Raw genomic sequence first — 23,512 nt, forward strand, 5'->3', positions numbered from 1 at the left:
CTCAGTGTGTGCCCGCCGGATCCACCGTCACTGGCTCGTCAGCGGCACCCAGCGCACGCAGCATCCCGCGCGCCTTGGCCCGGGTCTCTTCCAGCTCAAGCCCCGGGTGGGAGTCGGCGACGATGCCCGCTCCGGTGCGGAAGCGCACCTCTCTGCCTTCCACCTCCGCGCTGCGGATCAGGATGTTCAGGTCGAGGTCGCCGTCGCGGTTGAGCCAGCCCATCGCACCCGTATAGCTGCCGCGACCCTCGCCTTCCAGCTCGGCGATGATCTGCATGCAGCGCACCTTCGGGCAGCCGGTGATGGTCCCGCCCGGAAACGTCGCGCGGATCACCTCGCCCGGCGTGACCGAGGCACGCAACCGGCCGCGCACGTTGCTCACGATGTGATGCACGTGGGCGTAGCTTTCCACCGTCATCAGCTCATCGACCTCGACGCTGCCGGCCACGCAAACGCGTCCCAGGTCGTTGCGCTCCAGGTCGATCAGCATGATGTGCTCGGCGCGCTCCTTGGGGTTGCCGACCAGCTCGCTGATGCGCGCGGCATCACCCTGGCCGGCGATGCGCGGCCGGGTTCCGGCGATCGGCCGGCTTTGCAGGACATCGCCACGCACGGACACCAGGCGCTCCGGCGAAGCGCTGACCACTGCCCAGGACGCACTGCTCGTCGCGGGCTCGGCCGCAGCATCGGCTGGCCCGGCAAACAGGCCGGCGAACGGGGCCGGGTTGTGCTGCCGCAAGCGCTGGAACAGCGCGGACGGCTCGACCGACCGTGCGAAACCCACGGTCCAGCGGCGCGAGATGTTGGCCTGGAAGACATCACCGGCTGCGAGGTATTCGAGCACCCGCGCGGTCGCATCCAGATAGCGGGACGGAGCGTCTTCAAGCACCGTTGCCGGGATCTCCCAGTCCGGCAGCGGCGGCAGTTGCGCCACCCGGGCGAGGCCCGCTGCAATGTCGTCCAGAACCTCCATTGCGCCGGGTTCGGCAATCGCGATGCATTCGCCCGTCTCGTGATCGCGCAGGACGGCCGCAGGACATCGCACCGCCCGGGCGACCGGGACGGCTCCGGGAGCCGCCGGGAGCTCAAGCACCGGCTCTATCTGGCCGGCGAGCTCGTAGCCGAGCAGCAACGCCCAGCCGCCGCGGAATGGCCACGGGTATTCGGTTTGTCCGACGCGTAGCTGCTGCCACGCCGCATCCAGCACGTCGAGGAAGTCGGAACCGATCGCCCGCCCGCCCTCGTCGCGTACGACGCCGTCGCGATCCAAATGGAAGGCCTCGCCACTGGAAATCAGCAGGATGTCCCAGCGACCCTGCGCGGTACCGGCGGCACTGGATTCCAGCAGCAGCGGGTAGCGCGCCGGGTCGAGCCGGTGCAGGGAAAGCAGGTCGATATCGGGCGGCAGCGCGCGGGTCAGCGGCGCATCGGCCAAGCCATCACCCGCGCATGCCGGTTGCAGCGCCAAAGCCCGAGATCTGCTCAGAGCCGCTTGAACACCAGGGTGCCGTTGGTCCCGCCAAAGCCGAAGCCGTTGGACATGGCGACGTCGATCTTCGCCTCACGTGCCACGTTGGGCACGTAGTCCAGGTCGCAGCCTTCGCCGGGCTCATCCAGGTTGATGGTTGGCGGAATAAGACCGGTCTGCAGCGCCATGACCGAGAAGATGGCCTCCGCGCCGCCGGCCGCGCCCAGCAGGTGCCCGGTCATCGACTTGGTCGAGCTGACCATCGTCTTGTAGGCGTGATCCCCAAAGGCGCGCTTGATGGCGCGCGTCTCGGCGAGATCACCCAGCGGCGTGGAGGTGCCATGCGCGTTGAGGTAGCCGACCTGCTCCGGCGTGACCCCGGCATCACTCATCGCCGCGGTCATGCAGCGGGCCGGACCGTCGCCGTCCTCGCTGGGCGCGGTCATGTGGAACGCATCGGAGGTCGCGCCGAATCCCGCCAGCTCGCAATAGATGCGGGCGCCGCGCGCCTTGGCGTGCTCGTATTCCTCCAGCATCAGGATGCCGGCACCGTCACCCAGCACGAAGCCGTCGCGGTCCTTGTCCCAGGGGCGCGAGGCGCGGGTCGGGTCATCGTTGCGGGTGGACATCGCCTTCATCGAGCAGAAACCGCCCACCGACGTCGGCGAGGAACCGCGCTCACCGCCGCCGGCGAGCATGACGTCGGCATCGCCGTACTGGATCATGCGCATCGCCATGCCGATGGAATGGTTGGACGTGGCGCAGGCCGATACCGCCGAGAAGTTCGGACCCTTGATGCCGGTCAGCAGCGATACCTGCCCCGGCAGCATGTTGATGATCGTGCTGGGCACGTAGAACGGGGAGATCTTGCGCGCCCCGCCGGCCAAAAACTTGGCGGTTTGCTCCTCGATGCCCAGGATGCCGCCGATGCCCGAACCGATCAGCGCACCGATGCGCTCGGCATTGGCCTCAGTGACTTCCAGGCCGGAGTCCTCCAACGCCATCATCGCCGCGCCCACACCGTAGTGGATGAAGCTGTCCATCTTCTTGGCATCCTTCGCCGGCACCCAGCGGGTGACGTCGAAGTCGCGGATCTGGCCGGCGATGGTGGTGGTGAAACCGGTGGTGTCGAAATGGGTGATCGGGCCAATGCCCGAGCGGCCATTGACGATGCCGTCCCAGCTGCTGGCAACGTCGTTGCCCAGGGGCGAGACGAGGCCAAGGCCGGTGACAACTACGCGCCTGCTGGAGGCCGGTCGATTGGACATGGAGCAACTCCGCTGGTCGACGCGCTGGCACGGAGCCCGCAAGCGCGCCGGGAAAGTCTGGGTCGTTTAAAGACACAAGGCCGCATGATGCGGCCCCGGTCTGCATTGCCTGACGCGAGGCGCCGATCCACGACCGGTCGCAACGCGTGGGCGGATTACGCCTTGACGTGCGTCGTGACGTAATCGATGGCCTGCTGCACCGAGGTGATCTTCTCGGCTTCCTCGTCCGGGATCTCGCACTCGAACTCTTCCTCGAGGGCCATCACCAGCTCGACGGTATCGAGGGAGTCGGCGCCCAGGTCGTCCACGAACGAAGCGTTGTTGGTGACTTCTTCTTCCTTGACGCCAAGCTGTTCGACCACGATCTTCTTGACGCGCTCTTCGATGCTGCTCATTGGTATTCACTCCTCCCGTACGGGATATTCGATGGAATAGTGTAGTGGAATCGAAGGCCAGCGGACTATCCGGCAGGCCCTTTCACTTCGGTTTGCGCGTCCTGCGCTGCGCCATGCGGTATCAAGGCATGCGGTTCAATGCATCGGGTATCAAGGCATGTACATGCCGCCGTTGACGTGCAGGGTCTCGCCGGTGATGTACGAGGCAGCCGGTCCGGCCAGGAACGCGACCGCACGGGCGATGTCCGCCGGGTCGCCGAAGCGCCCCAGCGCGATCTGTCCCAGCATCGCCTCGCGGCTGTCGCCGGGCAGCCCGCGGGTCATGTCGGTATCGATGAAGCCCGGCGCGACCACGTTCACGGTCACCCCGCGGCTGCCGATCTCCTTGGCCAGCGACTTGCTGAAGGCGATGATGCCCGCTTTCGCGGCGGCATAGTTGGCCTGGCCGGCGTTGCCGGTCACGCCGATCACCGAGGCAATGTTGATGATGCGGCCACTGCGCGCCTTCATCATCGAGCGCATCACGGCCTTGGAAGTGCGGTAGACGCTGCTCAGGTTGGTGTCGATGACCGCCTGCCAATCCTCGTCCTTCATCCGCAGCAACAGATTGTCTCGCGTGATGCCGGCGTTGTTGACCAGGATCGAGATCGGGCCGATGTCCTTGCCGATCGCATCGATCAGGGCAAGCGTCGCGGCGCCGTCGACCACATCGATCACCCGGCCGTGCCCGCCGGCCGCCGACAGGCGTTCGCCGATCGCATCGGCGCCGGCTTGGGAGGTCGCGGTGCCGATGACGGTCGCGCCCTGGGCGGCGAGCTCGTCGGCAATGGCGGCACCGATGCCGCGGCTGGCGCCGGTGACCAGTGCAATTTCGCCGTTGAGGGGCTGGTGGTTCATAGGGGAATCCTGTACTTGCACCGGCGCAAAGCGGGTGAAGGGTGGGTTATTTCCAGTCTGTCAGGGCGGTCTGGAAGTCGGCCGGCGCGCCCAGCGCGCGGGCATCAAGGGACTTGTCGATACGTTTGACGAGCCCGGTCAACACTTTCCCGGGGCCGCATTCGGCGACCGCGGTGGTGCCCTGCCCGGCCAGCGCCAACACGCAGCGGGTCCATTGCACCGGCAGGTAGAGCTGGCGGACCAGCGCGTCACGGATCGCCTCGACGGAGTCGTTGGTCCGCGCGTCGACGTTCTGGACCACGCCCAGGGTGGGCATAGCCCAATCAAGGTCCTCCATCGCCTCGGCGAGCCGGTCGGCGGCATCGCGCATCAGCGGCGTGTGCGAGGGCACGCTGACGGCCAGCTTGATCGTCTTGCGCACGCCACGCTCGGCCAGTTGCCCCAGGGCTTCATCAACCGCTGCAGCATGACCGCCGATGACGATCTGGCCCGGCGAGTTGTAGTTGGCAGGCACCACGACCTCGCGGCCGGAGACGCTGCGGCACACCTCCTCCACAAGCGTATCGTCTGCGCCAAGGATGGCGGCCATTGCGCCGGTACCTGCAGGCGCGGCTGCCTGCATCAACTGGCCACGAAGGCGCACCAGCCGGGCAGCCTGCTCCAGCGGCAGCGCGTCGGCAGCGACCAGCGCGCTGTACTCGCCCAGGCTGTGCCCGGACAGGAGGCCCGGGCGCGCGCCGCCGCGGGACTGCCACACGCGCCATACCGCAACGCTTGCAGCCAGCAGCGCCGGCTGGGTGAATTCGGTCTGGTTGAGCTGCTCGCCCGCACCTTCGCGGCTCATCTCCCACAGATCGACGTCGGCACCTTGGCTGGCCTCGGCAAAGGTCTGCCGGACCAGCGGCTCCTGCGAGGCAAGCTCGGCGAGCATGCCGGCGGACTGGGATCCCTGGCCGGGAAAAACGAAGGCGATGGATGGGGACATGGTGTTTGCTGCGGCCGACCAATCAAAGCCGACCATGATACGCGAGCATCTCTACAAGGCGTCTGTACTGCGGCGTAGGGTTCAGTCGAGCCACTGCACGCCTCCCTGCGAGCGCTGGTCCTCAGTAGCGCAGCAGCGCCGAACCCCAGGTAAAGCCGCCGCCGAAAGCCTCCAGCAACAGCAGCTGGCCGCGCTTCACCCGCCCGGACCGAACCGCCTCGTCGAGTGCCAACGGCACCGAGCCCGACGAGGTGTTGCCGTGCTTGTCGACGGTGACGATCACTCGCTCCATCGGCATGTCAAGCCGCCGCGCGGTGAGCTCGATGATGCGCAGATTGGCCTGATGCGGGATCAGCCAGTCGATCTCGCCGCGGTCGATGCCGTTGGCTTCCAGGGTTTCCTCGACCACCGCGTCCAGCGCTTTGACCGCGTGCTTGAACACGTCATTGCCGGTCATCATCACCTTGACGCCGGCGTTGTGTTCCTCAGGCTTGAAGCCCACCGAGACGCCCACCGGGTTGTACAGCAGCTCCTTCTTGCCGCCGTCGGCATGCAGGTGGGTGCTGAGGATGCCCGCCTCCGAATCGGCTTTCAGCACCACCGCGCCGGCGCCATCGCCGAACAGCACGCAGGTGCCGCGATCGGTCCAGTCGAGCATCCGGGTCAGGGTTTCCGCGCCGATCACCAGGGCGGTCTTGGCCGCGCCGGAACGGATGAAGTTGTCGGCAATCGACAGCGCGTAGACGAAGCCCGAGCAGGCGGCGTTGACGTCGAAGGCCGGGCAGCCGTTGGCGCCGAGGCGATGCTGGACCAGGCAGGCGGTGGACGGAAAGATGATGTCGGGCGTGGTCGTGCCGAGCACGATCAGGTCGATCTCGGACGCCTCCACCCCGGCCGCTTCCATCGCGCGCATCGCGGCGTGGTAGGACAGGTCGCTGGTGGTTTCCCCTTCCGCAGCGATATGCCGCTGGCGGATGCCGGTGCGCGAGGCGATCCACTCATCGCTGGTGTCGACGATCCTGGACAGGTCGTCGTTGGTCAACACCCTTTCCGGCAGGTAGCTGCCGGTGCCCGCAATGCGGGAATAAATACGTTCAGTCATCACCACTCCGCGGTCGAAGCCTTCACGCGGAGAACCGCGCCCCCAGCTAGCAGACCCGATTGACGGCGCAGGCGCAAGCGTGGGCCCGCCGGCGAGGCCGCATCACGCCCTTCAGCCTTGCGTGTACGACAGACACAAAAAATCGCCCCGGCGCCGGGTGGCGCCAGAGGCGATCGGCATGCCGGCGATCCGGCACGCAGTCACGAAGGACTTATTCTTCGTCGACGAAGCTGGTCTTGGTGTCCATGACCTTCTTGCCGCGGTAATAGCCGTCAGCGGTCACGTGGTGGCGGATATGGATCTCGCCGGTGGTCGGGTCGGTGGACAACTGCTTGGTGCCCAGCGAGTCGTGGCTGCGGCGCATGCCACGCTTGGAGGGGGAAACGCGGGACTTCTGGACAGCCATGGTCTTAACTCCAGGGAAAACTCAAAAATATGCAGGTTGATGACCCGGAAGCCGGGCCGGATCGCAGGAACAGCCCGTAATTCTAACTCGGGTCGTCCGGTTTTTTCTTCAATGACGACAGCGCGGCGAAGGGATTGACGCGCTCCAGGTCGGCTTCGGGAATCGGCCAGTCGGCCTCCATCGCCTCGGTGCCCGGTTTCACCGGTACCACCGGGATGGCGAGGATCAATTCGTCCTCCACCAGATCCAGCGCGGACAACATGCCGTCTGCTGGCATCAACAACGGTTCGTACCCTTCCGGCAGTGCCGCTTCATCGGCTTCCTGACGGATCAGACCGAGTCGCTGCACGACGTCGACCGGAAACAGGAAGCGGGTCAAGGTGCGCTGGCACAACAAGGGCAGTTCGGCTTTCGCATGCAGCTCCGCGTACGGTACCTGCAGCTCGTCGCTGCCGAAATCCATCGTGTAGGCGACTTCGCCGTCGGTGTCGACAAGGCTTCCTGCCAGCCGCGGCAGCGACGCCAGAGGCGCGCGCCCTTCAAGCCCGCGTCGCGCCGAAACCATGCGCCACGCATCCAGCAACTCGGGCACAGGCGGTTTGGTTGAGTCAGCGGACATAAGCCGGACGATGGTAGGGATACCACGGGGGAGTGTCAAATCACGCCGGCGCAGAGCAGTGTATGCCTGAACCCGGTTACCCCGCGAGCGCGCCCGGCTGCGCGATCCTCGTTTGCCCGCCGGTTTGCCCGTCGAGAGCACTGCGGGGCAGACTGGACGTTCATCCGACTGGCCCGCTGCCCGTGAATCCACTCCTGTTTCCGGTCGTCATCGCCGCGGCGCTGATCCTGCTTGTCGCCGTCCGGTATGGTCTGCGCCGCCGTCGCTATCGGGAAATGCAGCGGCTGCTCGACTCCGCCGACGCGCTGGAAGCGCGCCTGCGCGCAGCGCGTCGACAGATCGAGGCGGTCACCGGGGAAAGCGACGCCGATCCGGTGCATGAGGCGATGCGGGAAATGCTTCGCCAGCGACTGTGGCTGCGTGAGCAGGGCGCGCAGGCGCGGGTGGCGGAGCTGCACAGCGTCCGCCTCTCGATCGACCAGGCGCGCGAGCGCATCGAGCGGCAGCTGGAACGGGTCGAGGAAGCGCAGATGCTGGAGGTCTGAGCGTGGCGACACTGATCCTCGCCTCCGGCTCGCGCTATCGGGCGCAACTGCTTGAGCGGCTGCGAGTGCCGTTCACCGTGGCGTCGCCCGAACTCGACGAGACGCCTTTGCCTGGCGAGTTCCCGGCGTCCCTGACCCGCCGGCTGGCCAACGCCAAGGCCGACGCGGTCGCGTCCCGCTTCCCCGGCGCCTGGGTACTGGGTTCCGACCAGGTCGCCGATATCGAAGGCCGCATTCTTGGCAAACCCGGAGACCACGCAAGCGCCGTGCGTCAGCTCACCGCCATGTCCGGGCGGACCATCCACTTCCACACCAGCGTCTGCCTGCGCCACGACGATGGCCGCCGGCTGCAGGCACTGGACATCACGACGGTGCGCTTCCGGGCGCTGGCCGCCGATGAGATCGAACGCTACCTGCAGACCGAGCAGCCCTACGACTGCGCCGGCAGTTTCCAATGCGAGGGTCTGGGCATCAGCCTGTTCAAGGAGATCCAGTCGCGCGATCCGACCGCGCTGGTGGGCCTGCCGCTGATCGCCACCGCCGACCTGCTGCGCAACGCCGGTTTCGCGGTTCCCTGAGCCTGGCAAACGGGCAGACTGGCTCAGCGCACCTCGATCGGTTGCTCTGGCCACGCCTCCACGCTGCCGTCCGCGCCGTGCAGGCGCAGGCCCAGCCAGTGGCGACCCGTGGTGACATCCGCGCCCAGTTCCACCCGCCCGCTGAAGCCCACCCGCGGCTGGTTGGGATCGTTGCTGATGCGCCAGAACGCGGCGGTGTCGGGCTGGCTGGCGCCATAGGCGACATCCGCCACCGGCTTGCCGTCCAGGGTCACCTCGACCCGTTCCAGGCCCACGCCGTCCTTGAACGCCCAGCCTGCGATATCGAAGCTGCGTGCCACCCGCTGACCGCTGACGGGGCTATCTATCCACGCCATCGCCGGGGCGGTGCAGTTGCCCGCGGTCGGCATGGACGAATCGAAGCGGAACAGCAGGAAGCGCTGGCGCCCGTGGTCCACGTTCACTACCCGCGGTGGCGGCAGCGGCCCCAGTTTCCCGCACAGGTGGTGATAACGCTCCAGCAGGTGTTTGTACTGGACATCGCTGGACGCGATCACCAGCAGCACCGGCGCGTCGGCCCAGGCCTGACCGAACTGCGCCGGCCACGATTCACGTGGCCCTGCTGCCAGGTTCCAGAGCTGCAACTGCGGCGCGCGGCCGTGCTTGATGTTCAAGGGATGGTCCAGCACGGGGATGCGCGGATCGCCCAGGGCGAACCCGAGCTCGGCGCCGATCTTGAAACTGCCCGCCACCAGGCGCGCGTCCGGACCCATCTGCCCGCGCTCCAGGCGCACGGCATCGGCCAGCTCGTCCCAGCCGGCGAAGTTGGACGGGTACCACTTCTCCGCCGCCGCGCGCGCGCGCAGGTCCGGCACCGACACCGCGACGTAATAGCCCATCACCATCACCAGGCCGAGGCCGGCGGTCAGCCAGGTCAGGCCACGCAACCAGCGCGGCCACGCGGCCAGGACCGCGGGCAGCAGCGGCAGCAGCGCCAGATAGCCGGGCAGCGGCCAGTGGAAGCTGACCCGCTCGGTGTCAGCGAAGAACCCCAGCGAAAAGAAACCGAGCACCAGCAGACCGCCGAGCAGCGCGAAATAACGCGATGCGGGTAGCGCCCCCCGATAGCCCCGCCAACCCGCTGCCAGCAGCGCGGCAAACAACAGCGGGGTGACCATCAGTGCCTGGATGACGACAAAAAGAATGCCGTCCCAGTGGAACGCCCACGGGTGCCGGTCCACCAGCTGGAAGCGCAGCCCGGCATCGGCGTTTCCCAGGTTCCAGGCCACCAGTGGCGCCCAGGCCGCGGCGCCAATGGCGATCGCAGTCCACACGCGGGGGTCACGCAGCGCCTTGCGACCGTCGCGTACCAGCAACAAAGCCAACAGACCGACGCCGATCACGGCGATAAAGCGGTAGTGGCTCAATGCGCCGATCGTCAGGCCCAGCGCGAGCTCAAGGGAGGCTCCGGCGCTGACCTGCCGCAGCAACCGCGCGCCGGCGTCGATGCACAGCACCGTGGCCAGCGCCATCGCTGCATCCGGCAGCGCCAACAGGCCCAGCGTCCCCGCCAGTGGCAACAGCAGCGCGAAACTGCCTGCCTGCCAGCCGTGCACCGGCCCGTACTCACGCGCGGTGACCCGCGCCACCAGCCAGGGCACCGCGGCGGCAATCATCAGGAACGGCAGACGCAGCCCCAGCTCCGTATTGCCGCCCAGGCTGACGCCCAGGCGGGCTAGCCACGCCGTCAGGCCCGGCAGGTCGGAATAGGCGGGTGCCAGATGCTGGCCTTCCAGCCAGTAAAAAGTCTCGTCGACGAACAGCGGCAGGCGCGCGGCAACCAGCAGCTTGACCGCCAGCACCGCGATGAACAGCACCAGGAACCAGCGGTACGCGGAACGCTCGGCCGGCAGCGGTTGCAGGTAATCGGCCGCGGCGGACTGACGATGATCGACAGCGGGGGTTTCGCGCATCAACAGGGGTCCTAGTTACACTCGGGGAACTACTTGCAGCCGGCCGGCAACAGCCGCCAACGCGCCTGCAGACGACATGGGACGATTTCTGGAGAACACGATGGCGGTATCAACACCGACGCCGGGCCACGAGGCCGCAGTGTCGAAGCCGGGCATGCTACCTGAGCATCTGCGTAAATCCCTTGACGCCGCACAAACGCAGGTCAACCGCCTGGTGCTGGGCAAGTCGCGCGAGGTGCGCCTGTCCTTCGTCGCCCTGCTCGCCGACGGTCACCTGCTGATCGAGGACCTGCCGGGTCTGGGCAAGACCACCCTCGCCCACGCCATGGCCGCGACCCTGGGGTTGGACTTCCAGCGCGTGCAGTTCACCTCCGACCTGCTGCCGGCGGACATCGTCGGCGTGTCGATTTTCGATCCGGCGACGCGCAACTTCGAGTTCCACCCCGGCCCGGTGTTCACCCAGGTGCTGCTGGCCGACGAGATCAACCGCGCACCGCCGCGCACCCAGAGCGCCCTGCTGGAGGCGATGGCCGAGCAACAGGTGACCGTCGATGGGACCACCCATGCCCTGCCGGCGCCCTTTTTCGTCATCGCGACCCAGAATCCGACCGACCTGTCGGGCACCTATCCACTGCCGGACTCGCAACTGGACCGCTTCCTGATGCGCCTCGCGCTGGGCTATCCCGGCCATGAGGCCGAACGCGAGTTGCTGGCCGGGCGGGATCGCCGGGACCTGATCGCGGCGGTCACTCCGGTGCTGTCGCGCGACGACGTGTTGGCGCTGCGCGACGCGGTCAACCGGGTGCACGCCAGCGAAGCGCTGATCGATTACGTGCAGGCACTGCTGGCCCGCAGCCGCAGCCATCCGGGCGTGCGCGTCGGACTTTCGCCACGGGCCGGCCTGGCCCTGCTGCGTGCGGCCAGGGCGTACGCGCTCCTGCTGGGCCGCGACCATGTGCGACCCGAGGACGTCCAAGCCCTCTTTTCCGCAGTCGCAGCGCACCGGCTGGTCGCCGACGCCGAGGCCGGCAGTGACGCGGCGCTGGCCAAGGCGATCCTGCACGCCGTCGCGGTGGACTGAGCAGCGGTGGCGGGAGAAGCCGCGCCACGGGCGCCGATCGAGCCAGTGCCAATCGAGGGCGGAATCCGCAAGCGGGTGCAGGGCTGGGCCTTGACCTTCACCAGACCGCGCGATCCCGAACCGCTGCCGGTCACCTTCGACCGGCGTCGGGTCTACGTGCTTCCCACCCGGTTCGGCCTGTTCTATGCCGTCCTGGTCGCGACCATGTTGCTGGGCGGCTTGAACTACAACAACAACCCCGCCCTGCTGCTGGCACTGCTGCTCGGCGGTACCGGCCTGGCCAGCCTGGTCGCCGCGCAGCTGCAGCTCAGCGGACTGGCGGTGACCGCGATCGATGCCGAACCCGTGCCTGCCGGCCAGATGATGCTGCTGCACGTGCATGCGAAGACCGTTGACGGGCGCGTGCGGCGCGGCCTCCAGGTCGCGTTGGATCCGGATTACGAAGACCTGGCTTTGCTGGACCTCCAGCCCGGCCAAGGCCAGGCGCAGTTGTTGATCCCGACGTCGCAGCGCGGCTGGCTGGAGCTGCCGCGGCTGCGGATCGCTACCTGCCATCCGCTCGGCCTCGCCCGGGCGTGGTCGCACGTCTGGCCACAGACTCCGATGCTGGTGTACCCGCGCCCGGAGACCGACGGCCCGCCCCTGCCCGAGGGCTCCGGTGAGGACGCCAAGGCGCGTCTCCACCCCAGCGGCGAGGATCCCCACCACCTGCGCGGCTACCGCCATGGCGACTCGCGGCGGTCCATCGCGTGGAAGCCATCGGCGCGCCACGAATCCCTGCTGGTGCGCGAATACCAGCAGCCGGCCGGCGCCGATATCGTGCTGGACTGGCACAGCCTTGCCGGCCTTCCGCACGAAGCAAGGATCAGCCGCCTGGCCCGCTGGGTCGACGAGGCCGAACGCGACGGCCGCCGTTACCGCCTCACGCTGCCTGCGCAGCCCGCCATCGGCCCTTCGCAGGGCCCCGGCCACCGTCACGTCTGCCTGCACGCACTGGCGCTGATGCCCGATGGCTGAGCGCAAACCCGTTGTGGCGCTTGATCCGCACAGCCGACGCTGGACCATGGCAGCTGCCGCGGCCTGCGTATTGCCGCTGCTGCTGCAATTGCCGTCGCCGCTGGGCCTGCTGATCGGTGGCAGTGCGGTCGCCGTCGCCGCGCTCTCGTGGCGCAAGCCGCTGCACGCGCTGGTGCGCCTGCTGCTCACCTTGGCCCTGCTGGCCGCCGTCATCGCGCTGTCGGGCTCGCATTTCGGCCGCGATACCGGGTGCGCGATCCTCGCCGCGATGCTGGCGATGAAGCCGGCCGAAACCCGGGGGGTCCGCGACGCGCGAAGCCTGCTCGGCTTCGCCCTGTTCGCTCCATTCGCCACCTTCCTCCTCGACCAGGGGCCGTTGAGCCTGTTGTTGGGACTGGCGGGCGTTGCCTTGGCCCTGATGGCGCTGCTGCGCCTGACCGACATCGAGTCCGGTATCCGTGACGCCACCAAGACCCGCGCTCGTTTCGGCGCGGTGACTAGACTGGTGTTGCTGGGTTTGCCGCTGGCTTTGGCCGCATTCTGGCTGTTCCCGCGGCTTGCGACCCCGCTGTGGGGCGTTCCGGAGCGCACGCTGGCACGAACCGGCCTGTCCGACGAGATGTCCCCGGGCGACTGGATCGACCTGATGGCCGACGACACCCCGGCGCTGCGGGTGCGATTTTTCGGCACCACCCCGCCCACCTCGCAGATGTACTGGCGCGGACCGGTCCTGTCCGACTTCGACGGCCGCACGTGGACCCGCAGCCGGCGGTCCACCGGACTGCCCCCGGCCGCCGTGACCCGCGCCAACGTCCTGTGGGACTACCAGGTCGAAATCGAGCCGACCGAGCGCCGCCAGATGGTCGCGCTTCAACTCCCCATCGAGGCACCCGGCGATAGCCGGCTGGGCCATGACCATGAGCTGTTCTCCCCGCGCCCGCTGAGTTCGCTGACGCGCTGGCGGATGCAGTCGTCCCCGCCAGAGACCTTCGAGGCGGATCTTGCCGGCCCGCTGCAGCAGGTGTCGCTTGCGCTGCCGGCGGGTTCCAACCCGCGCACCCAGGCGCTCGCTGCGCGCTGGCGCAGCGACGCTGGCGATGACGACGCGGCGATTGTCCGCCGCGCCATGCAGTGGATCCGGAGCGACTTCGCCTACACCCTGAGCACGCCGCTGGCCGGGCGCCACGCCGCCGACGAGTTCCTGTTCGACCAGCAGGAAGGTTTCTGCGAGCACTTCAGCTCGGCCTTCGTGATCCTGATGAGGGCCGCGGGCATTCCCGCGCGCGTGGTCACCGGCTATGTCGGCGGCTACCGCAACCCGATCGGCGACTACTGGCTGGTGCGGCGCTCCGATGCGCACGCCTGGGCCGAGGTCTGGCTCGAAGGCCGCGGCTGGGTCCGGGTCGATCCGACCGCCGCGGTCGCGCCCGAGCGCATCTACGACACGCTGGATGACCGCCGCCCGGGGGCCGACAGCCTGTTCGGACGCATGCTGGGCGGGGACGCCAGCCGCCTGTTCAACGCCACCGACTGGCTGCGGCAAAGCTGGAACCAGCTGGTGCTGGGCTTCGATGCCGAGCGCCAGTCGCGAATGCTGCGGCCGCTGGGGATCGAGCGCCTGGATGGCGTCCGCCTGGGTTTGCTGTTCGGTCTGGCGGCCGTGTCGGCGCTGCTGTGGATGGCATGGCTGTCGCGGCGGGCGGAACGCCAGCGCGACCCGGTGCTGCGCGCGTGGCACGCACTGGAACGGCGTTACCGCCGCATCGGCCTGGGACGCGAACCCGATGAGCCGGCAACGATGTGGGCAAAGCGGGTTGCCCAAGCAGACGTGGGATCGGCAGACGACCTCCTTCGGCTCAGCCAGCGTTTCAGCAGTTGGCGCTACGCTGGACGTGACGACGACAGCGCACGGGCGTCGCGGCAGTTGATACTGTCCCTGCGTCGCCACCGGCCGTCACCGCCCCATGCCGCTTCACCCGGAAACGGAGAACACCGATGAAGATCCGTCACGCCATGATCGTCCTCGCGACGCTGCTGCTGGCCGCCTGCGCCAGCCAGCCCAAGCCGCTGCAGGGGGATTTCGCCCAGATCACGCCCCACGATGCCAACAGTGTCGACCGCACCGGCGCCCTGGTGCGCTGGGGTGGCCGTATCGTGAAGGTCGAGCCGCAGCCCAACCGCACCTGCTTCGAGATGATTTCCACCCGCCTGAATGTCTACGGGCGTCCCTACTGGGCGACCGATGACGTCGGTGGCCGATTCATCGCTTGTCGCGACGGCTTCTACGATCCGGCGCTGTTCCAGACCAACCGCGAGGTGACCTTCACCGGCCGCATCGACGGCTACGAGAACCGGCGCATCGGTGAGTACGATTACCGCTTTCCCCGGGTTGCCGCCGATGTGATCTACCTGTGGCCGATCCAGGAGCGCGTCGACGTCATCACCCGGCCGGCGCCGTGGCCGTGGTGGGGCTACTGGTAGGTCGCAGCGGCCGGTTCAGCCCGGCACGCCAAAACGCCCCAACGGCGCGCCGGCCAACAGGTGCAGGTGGATCTGATAGACCGTCTGGCCGCCGTGGTCGTTGCAGTTCATCACCACCCGGTAGCCGTCCTCGGCCAGGCCTTCGCGCCGCGCGTAGTCCGCAGCCGCGATGACCAACCGGCCGACCACCGCCGCCTGATCCGGGGTGAGGTCGTCCAGCCGCGGAATCGGCGTCTTGGGCACGAACAGCACGTGCACCGGCGCCTGCGGGGCGATGTCACGGAACGCGATGAGGTGCTCGTCCTCGAAGACGATGTCCGCGGGTATCTCGCGGCGGATGATCTTGCCGAAGATGGTCTCGTCAGTCATGCCACTACTCCATTGGGTCCGGATGAACGTCCAGATGAACGTCCAGGTCAATCGGCCGGTCGCTCAGGACATCTCGCTGCGACTGCCAAAAGCATGGGAAAGCGTACCGCGGTCGACATATTCCAGCTCGCCACCGAGCGGAACCCCATGGGTCGGGCGACTCGGGCGCACCTTGTACTGGCGTGCCAGCTGGCCCAGGTAATGCGCGGTGGCCTCGCCTTCCACCGTGGGGTTGGTCGCCACGATCAGCTCGGACACCTCGCCCTCGGCCAGGCGTGATGCCAGCCGGTCCAGGCCCAGCTCGGCGGGGCCGATGCCATCCAGCGGGCTGAGCCGGCCCTGCAACACGTAATAGAGGCCGCGGTAACCGGTGGCCTGCTCGATCGCCAGGCGGTCGGCGGGGGACTCGACCACGCACAGCTGGTGGACGTCGCGGCTCGCACTCGAGCAGGTCGGGCACACCGGGGTTTCGCTGAAGTCGCGGCAGCGCTCGCAGTTGCCGATCCGCTCCACCGCGGCGGCCAGGGCGTCCGCGAGTCGCTGGCCCCCGGCGCGCTCGCGCTCGAGCACGTGGTAGGCCATCCGCTGGGCCGACTTCTGACCCACGCCGGGCAACACCCGGAACGCCTCGATCAACTGCTCAAGCAGCGGCGAGCTCATCGTGGAAGGCGCACTGGGCGTTTACGTGGGCGAAGCACGATCAGAACGGCAGCTTCATGCCCGGCGGCAGTTGCATGCCGGCGGTCGCCGAACCCATGCGCTCCTGCGACGCGGCATTGACCTTGTTGACGGCGTCGTTGATCGCCGCGGCGATCAGGTCCTCGGCCATCTCCGGATCGGACAGGGCCTGCGGGTCGATGCGCACCTTGCGGCACTCCATGCGGCCGGTCAGGGTCACGCTGACCATGCCACCACCGGCGTTACCGATGACCTCGATGTTGGCCAGCTCTTCCTGCGCGCGCTGCATTTCTTCCTGCATCTTCTGCGCTTGCTGCATCAGTTGGGCAATATTTCCACGCATATCGTCTACTCGTCCAAGTGGGTGAATGATGTTCGGCAGACCAGAGATGAAGGCAGCACGCTCGGCTCTCAAGGGCCGCCTTCCAGGTCTGCGCTCGGTGCCGCACGGCCCGTTGCCGCTGATCAGGCGTCGCCGCGGGGCCGGATCGAATCGGCCACCACCGTGGCGCCGCCGGCGATCAGCGCACGCACCTGCGGATCGGACATGAAGCTGTCCACGGCGGCACTCCTGCGCGCATCGCGGGCCTTGTCGTTGCGCTCGCGCAGTGACACGCCGCCAACGGTGCTCGCTTCGAAGCGGATTTCCGGATCGCCGCCCAGGGAGGTGGCCAGCGCCTTGACGATCTGCGCCACCAGAACGGGCTTGTTGAGCAGCTCGTCTTGCGGTGACAGACCCAGGCGCACCACGCGTCCCTCGCAGGCGATGAAACCCACGTGCTCGGCGAGCACGCGCGCCGGCCCTTTCAGTGGGCTGGCCACGACCCAGGCGTGCCAGGTGTCGGCATCGGCGATGACGGCCCCTGCAGGCACTTCATCGGGTGCAGCGTGCGGGGCTGGGTGTGGCTCGCTGACCGACGCCGTCGGCTCGGGGGCGTTGGTCGCAACGGCGACCGCCTCCGACTCGTCTTCCAGGCTGAAGAACGGGGCTTGCTCGCGCTCGTCGTGGTGGTAGGTGTCCGGGCTCCGTCCGGCGGCTTTCGTGGTTTCGGGGCGCGCTTCGGCAGGCATATCGGCAATGCCCGTATCAGCGGGAGGGCGCGCACGCGTTGGCATTGGCGCAGGACGGGGTGTGGCCGGCAGCAGCGACTCGGGCGCGGAGGCGGAGGCTGAGGCAGGCCCCGACGGCGAACCGGCTCCGGCAATGCCACCCGCGGTCACACCAGTACCGCCACTCGCCGGACCACTGCGTGCCGACTCCGGCCCGGCGGGACGGAACGCCAGCATGCGCAGCACGCTCATCTCGAAACCGGCGCGCTGACTGGGAGCCAGCGAGAGGTCGCGACGGCCGTTGATGGCCATCTGGTACCACAGCTGGACCAGCTCGGCAGGCACCTTCGCGGCCAACGCATCGATGGCCACGCCGTCGACCTCGATGCTTGCCCCGGGCACCAGCTGGCGCACCTGGATGCGGTGCAGGGCATCGCTCAGCGCTTCCAGCACGCCGGCCCAGTCGGGCGAGAACTCCGCCAGCGCGGCGACCTCCGCCATCAGCGCAGCGCCATCACCGGACACCAACGCGTCCAGCAACGCGCCCACGCGGGTCTGGTCGACGGTACCCAGCATCGTGGCGACCGCGCCGTCGGTGAGCTGGCCACCGGTGTAGGCGATCGCCTGATCCAGCAGGGACAGGCCGTCGCGCAGGCTGCCGTCGGCCGCGCGGCTGATCTGGCGCACCGCGCCGGGTTCGACCGCGATGCCCTCGGCCTGGAGGATCTTCTCCACCTGGCCGCCGATCTGCTCCTCGTCCAGGCGCTTGAGGTTGAACTGCAGGCAGCGCGACAGCACGGTTACCGGCAGCTTCTGCGGGTCGGTGGTCGCGAGCAGGAACTTCACGTGCCCGGGCGGCTCCTCCAGCGTTTTCAGCAGCGCGTTGAACGCCGACTTCGAGAGCATGTGCACTTCGTCGATCAGGTAGACCTTCACCCGGCCGCGCGAGGGCATGTACTGCGCGTTGTCGATCAAATCGCGCACATCATCCACGCCGGTGTTGGACGCGGCGTCGATTTCCAGCAGGTCGATGAACCGGCCCGCGTCGATGTCGCGGCACGAATTGCACTCACCGCAAGGATCGGCCGACGTGCCCTGCTCGCAGTTGAGCGACTTGGCGAAGATCCGCGCAATCGTGGTCTTGCCCACGCCGCGGGTGCCGGAAAACAGGAACGCGTGATGCACCCGGCCGCTGTCGAGCGCGTTGGTCAGGGCACGGACCACGTGCTCCTGCCCGACCAGTTCGGCGAAGCGCTTGGGTCGCCACTTGCGGGCGAGGACGAGATAGGACATCGATAACCTTGGGCAAGTCCGGCAGGGAACGTCCGCGCCCCGGAATCGGCCGGTACGGACGCAGCGCCACCATTGTGCCACGCCGCCCCGGGCTTCCATCCCGGATCAAGCGCCCGGCCCCCGCGGCCAGAGAAGGATTTGACTTGTCCCCTTGCCCGCGCGGCGCTAGACTTTGCGGCTTCGTTGCGTTCCGGCCGGATTGGCGGCGCGTCGGGGATCTGAAGCGTTTCAGATGCGGAGAGGTGTCCGAGTGGTTGAAGGAGCACGCCTGGAAAGTGTGTAAGCGTCTAAACCGCGCTTCGGGGGTTCGAATCCCCCTCTCTCCGCCAGATGTTGCAGTTGTCCATGGTGGCCCCGTCGGCCCCTCGCGACGCTAGGTTGAAAACTCCGCCAGGGCCGGAAGGCAGCAACGGTATTGACTGATGCGGGCGCCGAGGCAAGTTGGCGGGGCTGCCACCTTTTCGGCTGCCGGATCGCAGCTCAGGCGACGTCGACCTGCATTGCGGTCGTCGGTTTCAGCGCCACCAATTCTCCCTGCCGGCCGATCCGGTAACCGCGCGCCTCCAGCGCTTCGCCCTCCCGGGCACTGCCGTAGTGGTATAGCAGGCATCGCTCCAGCAGCTGCGGCGGGTATTCCCGCTCCAGGTCGTCGATGCCGCTGTGCGACGGATTTCCGTGCAAGGCGCAGTCGTGGGCGATCAACTCGTCCGCATCGGCCATCCTGGCGAGCATTTCCGGGATCGGCCGGGTATCGCCGGTCCACACCAGGCTGCCGTGCAGGCGCAGGCCGAACGCGGTGTCAGGCCAGTGATGGCGGACGGGAAAGACCTCCAGGCGCACGCCCTGGTGCCAGAACGACTCGCCAACCGGAATCACCTGGAAGGCATCCCAGAAATTGGCGCCGCCCTCGGCCAGCGCATTGGGGTAATCGCCGACCCGCTGATGCAGCAACGGCACCAGTTTGGCCGGCACGTACAGCCTGATCCGACCGCGCAGCGACGGATTGAAGTAGGCCTCCACGAACAGCCGCTCGAAACCGGCGACGTGGTCCAGGTGCGTGTGGGTGATGAACAACGCCTGCGGCGCTTGCCCGTAGTGCTCCAGGAATGCGGTCAGGCCCTCGCCGCCGCAGTCGATCGTCAGCCAGGGCCGGCCGTGGCGCTCGATGGTCGCCATGGCGGAGCCCAGCTCGACCGCCGAGGCATTGCCGACGCCGTGCAGGCGCAGATCCCAGGCCATGTCAGTAACCCCTTTCCCAGACATTGTCATAGGCCCGGCGCAGGCGCTCGAAATCGCGCTCCACATCGGCCACGTCGCGATTGCCGCGCACCTTGAGCAGCGAGCGCTTCAGCCTTGAAAGGTTGCGCTCGCGCCAGCCCGTGGCCGGGATGACGATGCGGCCGCGGTCCAGGTCGATCACCCAGCCGCGGCCACGCGAATCAAACATCAGGTTGTGCGCATTGAGGTCGGCGTGGTCGAGGCCGGCACGGTGCGCTCGCGCGACCAGCCGGCCCGCTTCCTCCCACGGCGCGCCGTCGCCGGCGACGATCGCGCGGTCCGCCAGCGTCCGCACGTCCGGCAGGCGCTCGATCAGGATCGCGCAGCGGTAGAACAGGCCCTCGCGGCGATACATGGCCGCGATCGGCGGCGGCACCGGCACCCCGCGCTCGATCATCGCCCGCGAGAGGCGGAACTCGGCAAAACTGCGCGTGCTCATGGCGCCGCGCCAGACATAGCGGTCGCGGCTCAGATTGGCCACCAGCCCGCCGCGCAGGTAGCGTCGCAGGACGGCCTGGCCGAAAGGCGCATCCACGAACCACGCGCCGCCGCGGCCGCCGCTTTCCACCGGTCGCGCCTGATGCTGCCACCAGGTCGGAGTAAACCACGCCGGCTCGGCTTGCCGTACCCGCTTGGTGTCGAACAGAATCGCCCCATAGCCGCTGCCTTCGCGGAATGGCGTCAATCCTTCGGCAGAGTCGAACCCCGTCATTCCCCGGAGTCTAGCAATTAGCATGCCCCCTGCACCCGCTTCGATCTGCCTGCTGCGCCTGTCCGCGCTGGGCGATGTCACCCACGTGGTCCCGCTGGTGCGCACGCTGCAGGCGGCATGGCCGGAAACGCCGCTGAACTGGATCATCGGCAAGGCCGAGCAGCGCCTGCTGGAAGGCCTGCCCGGGGTGGAGTTCATCGAGTACGACAAGAAATCCGGATTCGCCGGCATGCGCGCGCTGCGCCGGCGGTTGAACGCTCGCGCCGGTGGCAAGTTCGACGTGCTGCTGCAGATGCAGGTTGCCGCGCGCGCGAACCTGCTCTCGGCGGTGGTTCCGGCGCGCACCCGGGTCGGCTATGACCGCGCCCGATCACGCGACGGCCATGGTTTGTTCGTCAACCAGCGCATCCCGGCGCGCCAGGGCATGCACGTGCTGGATGCGATCGGCAGTTTCTGCGAGCCCCTGGGACTGCTCCAGGAGCAGGTCCGCTGGGACCTGCCGGTTCCGGCGGATGCCCGCGACTGGGCCCGCGCCCAGTGGGAGACAGACGATGTCCGCACGCTGATGATCTCGCCCTGCTCCAGCCACGTCCTGCGCAACTGGCACGCCGAGCGCTACGCCGCGGTTGCCGACCATGCGATAGAGCGCGGCTGGCGGGTGGTCCTGTGCGGCGGCCGCAGCGGGCTGGAGCGGCAGACCACCGACGCCATCGTGCAGTCCATGCGCGGCAGCGCGCTCGACCTGGTCGGCAAGGACACCTTGAAGCAGCTGCCTGCGCTGCTGGAGCGGGCCGACCTGCTGATGACCCCGGACTCGGGGCCGATGCACATTGCCAACGCGATGGGAACCAAGGTGCTCGGCCTGCATGCGGCCAGCAATCCAGCGCGCAGCGGGCCCTACAGCGATCGCCGCTACTGCGTGGACCGCTATGACGACGCCGCGCGCCGGTACCGGGGCAAGCCCGCCGCCGAGTTGCGCTGGGGTGCCAAGATCGAACAGCCGGGAGTGATGGACCTCGTGACCGTCGATGATGCGATCACGGCCTTCGAGCGCTTTGTCAGCGACACGGCCGGCTGAGCTGCAACCTGCCTTCGTTGAAGGCAGCTCAAGCCGGGCCGCCAGCGCTTACCCGGGGTCGGCGCTGCGGTAGTCCTGGTAGGACTTTTCCTCGACATAGCTGGAGCCCAGAGCAAGGTTGATCTCGCGCTTGAGGCGGGCACGCTCATCGTTCTCGAAATAGACGCTGCGGGCGAGGCGGATGAACTCCGCATCGAACTCGCCGGCCTTTTCCTTGAGCCGGATATCATCCTCAATCACCCAGAGCCGCTCGTTGACCGCCTTCAACTCGCCGCGCAACTTGACCACGTCCTTGCCGGCTGCGGGGTGCTCCATCCAGGTCTTCTGCAGCGCGCCCAGTTCCTTGTGGATGTTCTCCAGCTTGGCCGCGTCGGTCATGCGCTCCGACTTGATGGACAGGATGGCGATCTTGTCGAGCAGTTCTCCAAAGGAGACGGGAACGAGGATTTCGGACATGGGACACCCGCTGGGAGGAAAGCGCACAGTCTACCGCCAGCACGGTGACCGACGGCGCCGCACGACGCTTGTACGGTGCCCGTGGCCGCCGTATCATTGCGCCCCCACGACCCCGGTCTTGATGTCGGCGGTTCACCGGAGAGGTGGCAGAGTGGTTGAATGTACCTGACTCGAAATCAGGCAGGCGTTTATAGCGCCTCGGGGGTTCGAATCCCCCCCTCTCCGCCATATTTGCATTCTGCAACGGCTGCCTTCGCAGCCCTTTGCCATGCCGGTTCCTTGCGCGCCCGTGTCCGTATGCACACGCGTGCAACGTTAACGTATGTGAAGACTCCTCCGACTACGTCATCGGCCTGATCCCCTCATGATCGAATTTGGACACCTGACCCACGTCGGCCTGCGTCGCGAACTCAACGAGGACAGCTATTACGGCGACAGCGTGCTGGGCCTGTGGCTGGTTGCTGATGGGATGGGGGGGCACGACTACGGGGAAGTCGCAAGTGCGCTGGCGCGCGAAACAATAGCCCGGGAGACCCGTGACGGCACGCCGCTGGTGGATGCGATCCGCATCGCCGACGAGGAGATCATCCGGACCTCGCGCCAGCGCCGCGATGCGCTGCCGATGGGTACCACCGTGGTTGCCGCCCGCGTCAACGGCAACCGCTTCGAGGTGGCATGGGTCGGCGACAGCCGGGTGTATCTGTGGCGCGACGAGCAATTGGTTCAGCTATCCAGGGACCACAGCTACGTGCAGGAACTGATTGCCAGCGGCGCGATCACCCGCGAGCAGGCGCGCAGTCATCCGCACCGCAACGTGGTCACCCAGGCGCTTGGCGTGACCGACCCGCGCAACCTGAACGTGGCCACCGTCGCCGGCGAGATGCTGCCGGGCATGCAACTGCTGCTGTGCAGCGACGGGCTGACCGAGGAAGTGGAGGACGAGCAGATCGCCAAGGTGCTGGCCCTGCGCGACCGCAGCGCCCAGGAATGCGTCGACACCCTGATCGCGGCGGCGCTGGACGGCGGCGGCTCGGACAACGTCACCGCGGTGCTGATCCGCAGCCACTGAGTCCGCGCAGGCGCTAGGCTTCCGCCAACTCCACGACCTCGTCCCACACCGCGCGGCCCGCCTTGCTGCGCAGCGTTTCCAGGCGCGCCTCATGCGCCGCGAGTTCCGCGGCGAGGACCACCACCCGCGGTCGCTGCAGGCGGACGTCGGCGGTGTAGGAAGCCTTCGATTCCTCTCCCGCCGCAGGCCCCGGCGCGGCAAAGCCTATTTCCTCCTGACCGGAGGTCAGGGCGATGTAGACCTCGGCCAGCAGCTGCGCGTCCAGCAGGGCGCCGTGCAACTGCCGGTGTGCGTTGTCCACGCCCAGCCGACGGCACAAGGCATCCAGCGAGTTGCGCTGCCCCGGATAGCGATGCCGGGCCAGCAGGAGCGAATCCTCGATGCGGCAGCGATCGGCCAGGCAGCCGTACTGCGCGCCCGCCAGACGCAGCTCATTGTCCAGAAACCCGACGTCGAAGGCGGCGTTGTGGATCACCAGTTCCGCTCCGGCGATGAATTCGAGGAATTCCTCCACCACGTCGGTGAAGACCGGTTTGTCGGCGAGGAACTCCAGGGTCAGGCCGGTGACTTCCTGCGCACCCGGCTCGAATGCGCAATCGGGTTTCAGGTACTGGTGATACGTGCGACCGGTAGGCCGGCGCTCGACGAACTCCACGCAGCCGATCTCCACCACGCGGTTGCCCCGCTCCCAGCTCAGGCCGGTGGTTTCCGTATCCAGGACGACCTGCCGCATCG

Annotated in this window: 25 protein-coding genes, 2 tRNA genes and 1 other RNA gene; 11 read left to right on the top strand and 17 right to left on the bottom strand. The window is 67.8% G+C overall.

What is annotated here, in order from left to right; genetic code table 11:
- Window position 1: 1 nt before the first annotated feature.
- The 8 genes from INQ43_RS09225 to INQ43_RS09260 form a co-directional block, all read right to left on the bottom strand.
- Window positions 2–1,435, bottom strand: a complete 1,434-nt coding sequence (locus INQ43_RS09225) for an aminodeoxychorismate synthase component I (protein WP_228062471.1) — start codon at window positions 1,433–1,435, stop codon at window positions 2–4.
- A 47-nt stretch (window positions 1,436–1,482) separates the two neighbouring features.
- Complete coding sequence (fabF, locus tag INQ43_RS09230; protein WP_194036252.1) at window positions 1,483–2,736, bottom strand: beta-ketoacyl-ACP synthase II; 1,254 nt, start codon at window positions 2,734–2,736, stop codon at window positions 1,483–1,485.
- Between the two features lie 155 nt (window positions 2,737–2,891).
- Window positions 2,892–3,131: an acyl carrier protein gene (acpP, locus tag INQ43_RS09235; RefSeq protein ID WP_036192674.1), complete on the bottom strand. Its 240-nt coding sequence runs from the start codon at window positions 3,129–3,131 to the stop codon at window positions 2,892–2,894.
- A 150-nt stretch (window positions 3,132–3,281) separates the two neighbouring features.
- Entirely contained in the window at window positions 3,282–4,028 is a 747-nt protein-coding gene (gene fabG, locus INQ43_RS09240) for a 3-oxoacyl-ACP reductase FabG (RefSeq protein ID WP_194036253.1), read from the bottom strand.
- A gap of 46 nt (window positions 4,029–4,074) precedes the next feature.
- Entirely contained in the window at window positions 4,075–5,013 is a 939-nt protein-coding gene (gene fabD, locus INQ43_RS09245) for an ACP S-malonyltransferase (protein ID WP_194036254.1), read from the bottom strand.
- A 121-nt stretch (window positions 5,014–5,134) separates the two neighbouring features.
- Window positions 5,135–6,115, bottom strand: a complete 981-nt coding sequence (locus INQ43_RS09250) for a beta-ketoacyl-ACP synthase III (protein WP_194036255.1) — start codon at window positions 6,113–6,115, stop codon at window positions 5,135–5,137.
- 211 nt (window positions 6,116–6,326) lie between these two features.
- Window positions 6,327–6,521: a 50S ribosomal protein L32 gene (gene rpmF, locus INQ43_RS09255; RefSeq protein WP_043957651.1), complete on the bottom strand. Its 195-nt coding sequence runs from the start codon at window positions 6,519–6,521 to the stop codon at window positions 6,327–6,329.
- Window positions 6,522–6,603: 82 nt separating this feature from the next.
- Window positions 6,604–7,140 (bottom strand): YceD family protein, encoded by a 537-nt coding sequence (locus INQ43_RS09260; protein WP_194036256.1) that lies wholly within the window; start codon window positions 7,138–7,140, stop codon window positions 6,604–6,606.
- A gap of 182 nt (window positions 7,141–7,322) precedes the next feature.
- On the opposite strand from INQ43_RS09260, the gene INQ43_RS09265 reads away from it, so the two are divergent.
- Window positions 7,323–7,685 (top strand): hypothetical protein, encoded by a 363-nt coding sequence (locus INQ43_RS09265; RefSeq protein WP_194036257.1) that lies wholly within the window; start codon window positions 7,323–7,325, stop codon window positions 7,683–7,685.
- Window positions 7,686–7,687: 2 nt separating this feature from the next.
- Window positions 7,688–8,263: a nucleoside triphosphate pyrophosphatase gene (locus INQ43_RS09270; protein WP_194036258.1), complete on the top strand. Its 576-nt coding sequence runs from the start codon at window positions 7,688–7,690 to the stop codon at window positions 8,261–8,263.
- Between the two features lie 23 nt (window positions 8,264–8,286).
- On the opposite strand, the gene INQ43_RS09275 is transcribed toward INQ43_RS09270, so the two are convergent.
- A complete protein-coding gene (locus INQ43_RS09275) occupies window positions 8,287–10,215 on the bottom strand; it encodes a glycosyltransferase family 39 protein (protein WP_194036259.1) in 1,929 nt (642 codons plus the stop codon).
- Window positions 10,216–10,369: 154 nt separating this feature from the next.
- Here INQ43_RS09275 and INQ43_RS09280 point away from each other — a divergent pair, with 154 nt between their 5' ends.
- The 4 genes from INQ43_RS09280 (at window position 10,370) to INQ43_RS09295 (ending at window position 14,794) form a co-directional block, all read left to right on the top strand.
- The gene (locus INQ43_RS09280; protein WP_194035839.1) at window positions 10,370–11,296 is read left to right on the top strand and encodes an AAA family ATPase; all 927 of its coding nucleotides are present in this window, start codon (window positions 10,370–10,372) and stop codon (window positions 11,294–11,296) included.
- A 63-nt stretch (window positions 11,297–11,359) separates the two neighbouring features.
- On the top strand, window positions 11,360–12,313 hold the full coding sequence (locus INQ43_RS09285) for a DUF58 domain-containing protein (RefSeq protein ID WP_194037643.1): 954 nt from the start codon (window positions 11,360–11,362) through the stop codon (window positions 12,311–12,313).
- Between the two features lie 46 nt (window positions 12,314–12,359).
- Window positions 12,360–14,312, top strand: a complete 1,953-nt coding sequence (locus INQ43_RS09290) for a DUF3488 and transglutaminase-like domain-containing protein (RefSeq protein WP_255518460.1) — start codon at window positions 12,360–12,362, stop codon at window positions 14,310–14,312.
- Window positions 14,309–14,794, top strand: a complete 486-nt coding sequence (locus tag INQ43_RS09295; protein ID WP_194036261.1) for a Slp family lipoprotein — start codon at window positions 14,309–14,311, stop codon at window positions 14,792–14,794. The genes INQ43_RS09290 and INQ43_RS09295 overlap by 4 nt, the downstream gene beginning before the upstream one ends.
- Before the next feature lie 15 nt (window positions 14,795–14,809).
- Here INQ43_RS09295 and INQ43_RS09300 read toward each other — a convergent pair whose 3' ends face one another.
- The 4 genes from INQ43_RS09300 to dnaX all read right to left on the bottom strand — a co-directional run bounded on the left by INQ43_RS09300 (window position 14,810) and on the right by dnaX (window position 18,184).
- Window positions 14,810–15,163, bottom strand: a complete 354-nt coding sequence (locus INQ43_RS09300; RefSeq protein ID WP_194034013.1) for a histidine triad nucleotide-binding protein — start codon at window positions 15,161–15,163, stop codon at window positions 14,810–14,812.
- 63 nt (window positions 15,164–15,226) lie between these two features.
- Complete coding sequence (gene recR / locus INQ43_RS09305) at window positions 15,227–15,823, bottom strand: recombination mediator RecR (RefSeq protein WP_194034014.1); 597 nt, start codon at window positions 15,821–15,823, stop codon at window positions 15,227–15,229.
- Between the two features lie 40 nt (window positions 15,824–15,863).
- Window positions 15,864–16,184: a YbaB/EbfC family nucleoid-associated protein gene (locus INQ43_RS09310; RefSeq protein WP_194034015.1), complete on the bottom strand. Its 321-nt coding sequence runs from the start codon at window positions 16,182–16,184 to the stop codon at window positions 15,864–15,866.
- Window positions 16,185–16,306: 122 nt separating this feature from the next.
- Entirely contained in the window at window positions 16,307–18,184 is a 1,878-nt protein-coding gene (gene dnaX / locus INQ43_RS09315; protein ID WP_194036262.1) for a DNA polymerase III subunit gamma/tau, read from the bottom strand.
- A 236-nt stretch (window positions 18,185–18,420) separates the two neighbouring features.
- Between dnaX and INQ43_RS09320 the strand changes: the two genes are divergently transcribed.
- Both INQ43_RS09320 and ffs read left to right on the top strand, forming a co-directional pair.
- Window positions 18,421–18,513, top strand: a tRNA-Ser gene (locus INQ43_RS09320).
- A 25-nt stretch (window positions 18,514–18,538) separates the two neighbouring features.
- Window positions 18,539–18,635, top strand: an RNA gene (ffs, locus tag INQ43_RS09325) — signal recognition particle sRNA small type.
- 29 nt (window positions 18,636–18,664) lie between these two features.
- Here ffs and INQ43_RS09330 read toward each other — a convergent pair.
- Entirely contained in the window at window positions 18,665–19,423 is a 759-nt protein-coding gene (locus INQ43_RS09330; RefSeq protein ID WP_194036263.1) for an MBL fold metallo-hydrolase, read from the bottom strand.
- A 1-nt stretch (window position 19,424) separates the two neighbouring features.
- The gene (locus tag INQ43_RS09335; RefSeq protein ID WP_194036264.1) at window positions 19,425–20,174 is read right to left on the bottom strand and encodes a 3-deoxy-D-manno-octulosonic acid kinase; all 750 of its coding nucleotides are present in this window, start codon (window positions 20,172–20,174) and stop codon (window positions 19,425–19,427) included.
- 22 nt (window positions 20,175–20,196) lie between these two features.
- Between INQ43_RS09335 and INQ43_RS09340 the strand changes: the two genes are divergently transcribed.
- Complete coding sequence (locus INQ43_RS09340) at window positions 20,197–21,252, top strand: glycosyltransferase family 9 protein (RefSeq protein ID WP_194036265.1); 1,056 nt, start codon at window positions 20,197–20,199, stop codon at window positions 21,250–21,252.
- A gap of 48 nt (window positions 21,253–21,300) precedes the next feature.
- On the opposite strand, the gene INQ43_RS09345 is transcribed toward INQ43_RS09340, so the two are convergent.
- Window positions 21,301–21,708, bottom strand: coding sequence for a DUF6165 family protein (locus tag INQ43_RS09345; protein WP_194034020.1), 408 nt, complete (start codon window positions 21,706–21,708; stop codon window positions 21,301–21,303).
- Window positions 21,709–21,845: 137 nt separating this feature from the next.
- Here INQ43_RS09345 and INQ43_RS09350 point away from each other — a divergent pair.
- Window positions 21,846–21,936, top strand: a tRNA-Ser gene (locus INQ43_RS09350).
- 136 nt (window positions 21,937–22,072) lie between these two features.
- Window positions 22,073–22,777: a PP2C family serine/threonine-protein phosphatase gene (locus INQ43_RS09355; RefSeq protein ID WP_194034021.1), complete on the top strand. Its 705-nt coding sequence runs from the start codon at window positions 22,073–22,075 to the stop codon at window positions 22,775–22,777.
- 13 nt (window positions 22,778–22,790) lie between these two features.
- Here the strand turns inward: INQ43_RS09355 and dnaQ are convergent, their stop codons facing one another.
- Entirely contained in the window at window positions 22,791–23,510 is a 720-nt protein-coding gene (gene dnaQ / locus INQ43_RS09360) for a DNA polymerase III subunit epsilon (RefSeq protein WP_194036266.1), read from the bottom strand.
- Window positions 23,511–23,512: the final 2 nt, after the last annotated feature.

The organism is Lysobacter sp. H23M47 (assembly GCF_015209765.1).
Lineage (GTDB): Bacteria > Pseudomonadota > Gammaproteobacteria > Xanthomonadales > Xanthomonadaceae > Novilysobacter > Novilysobacter avium.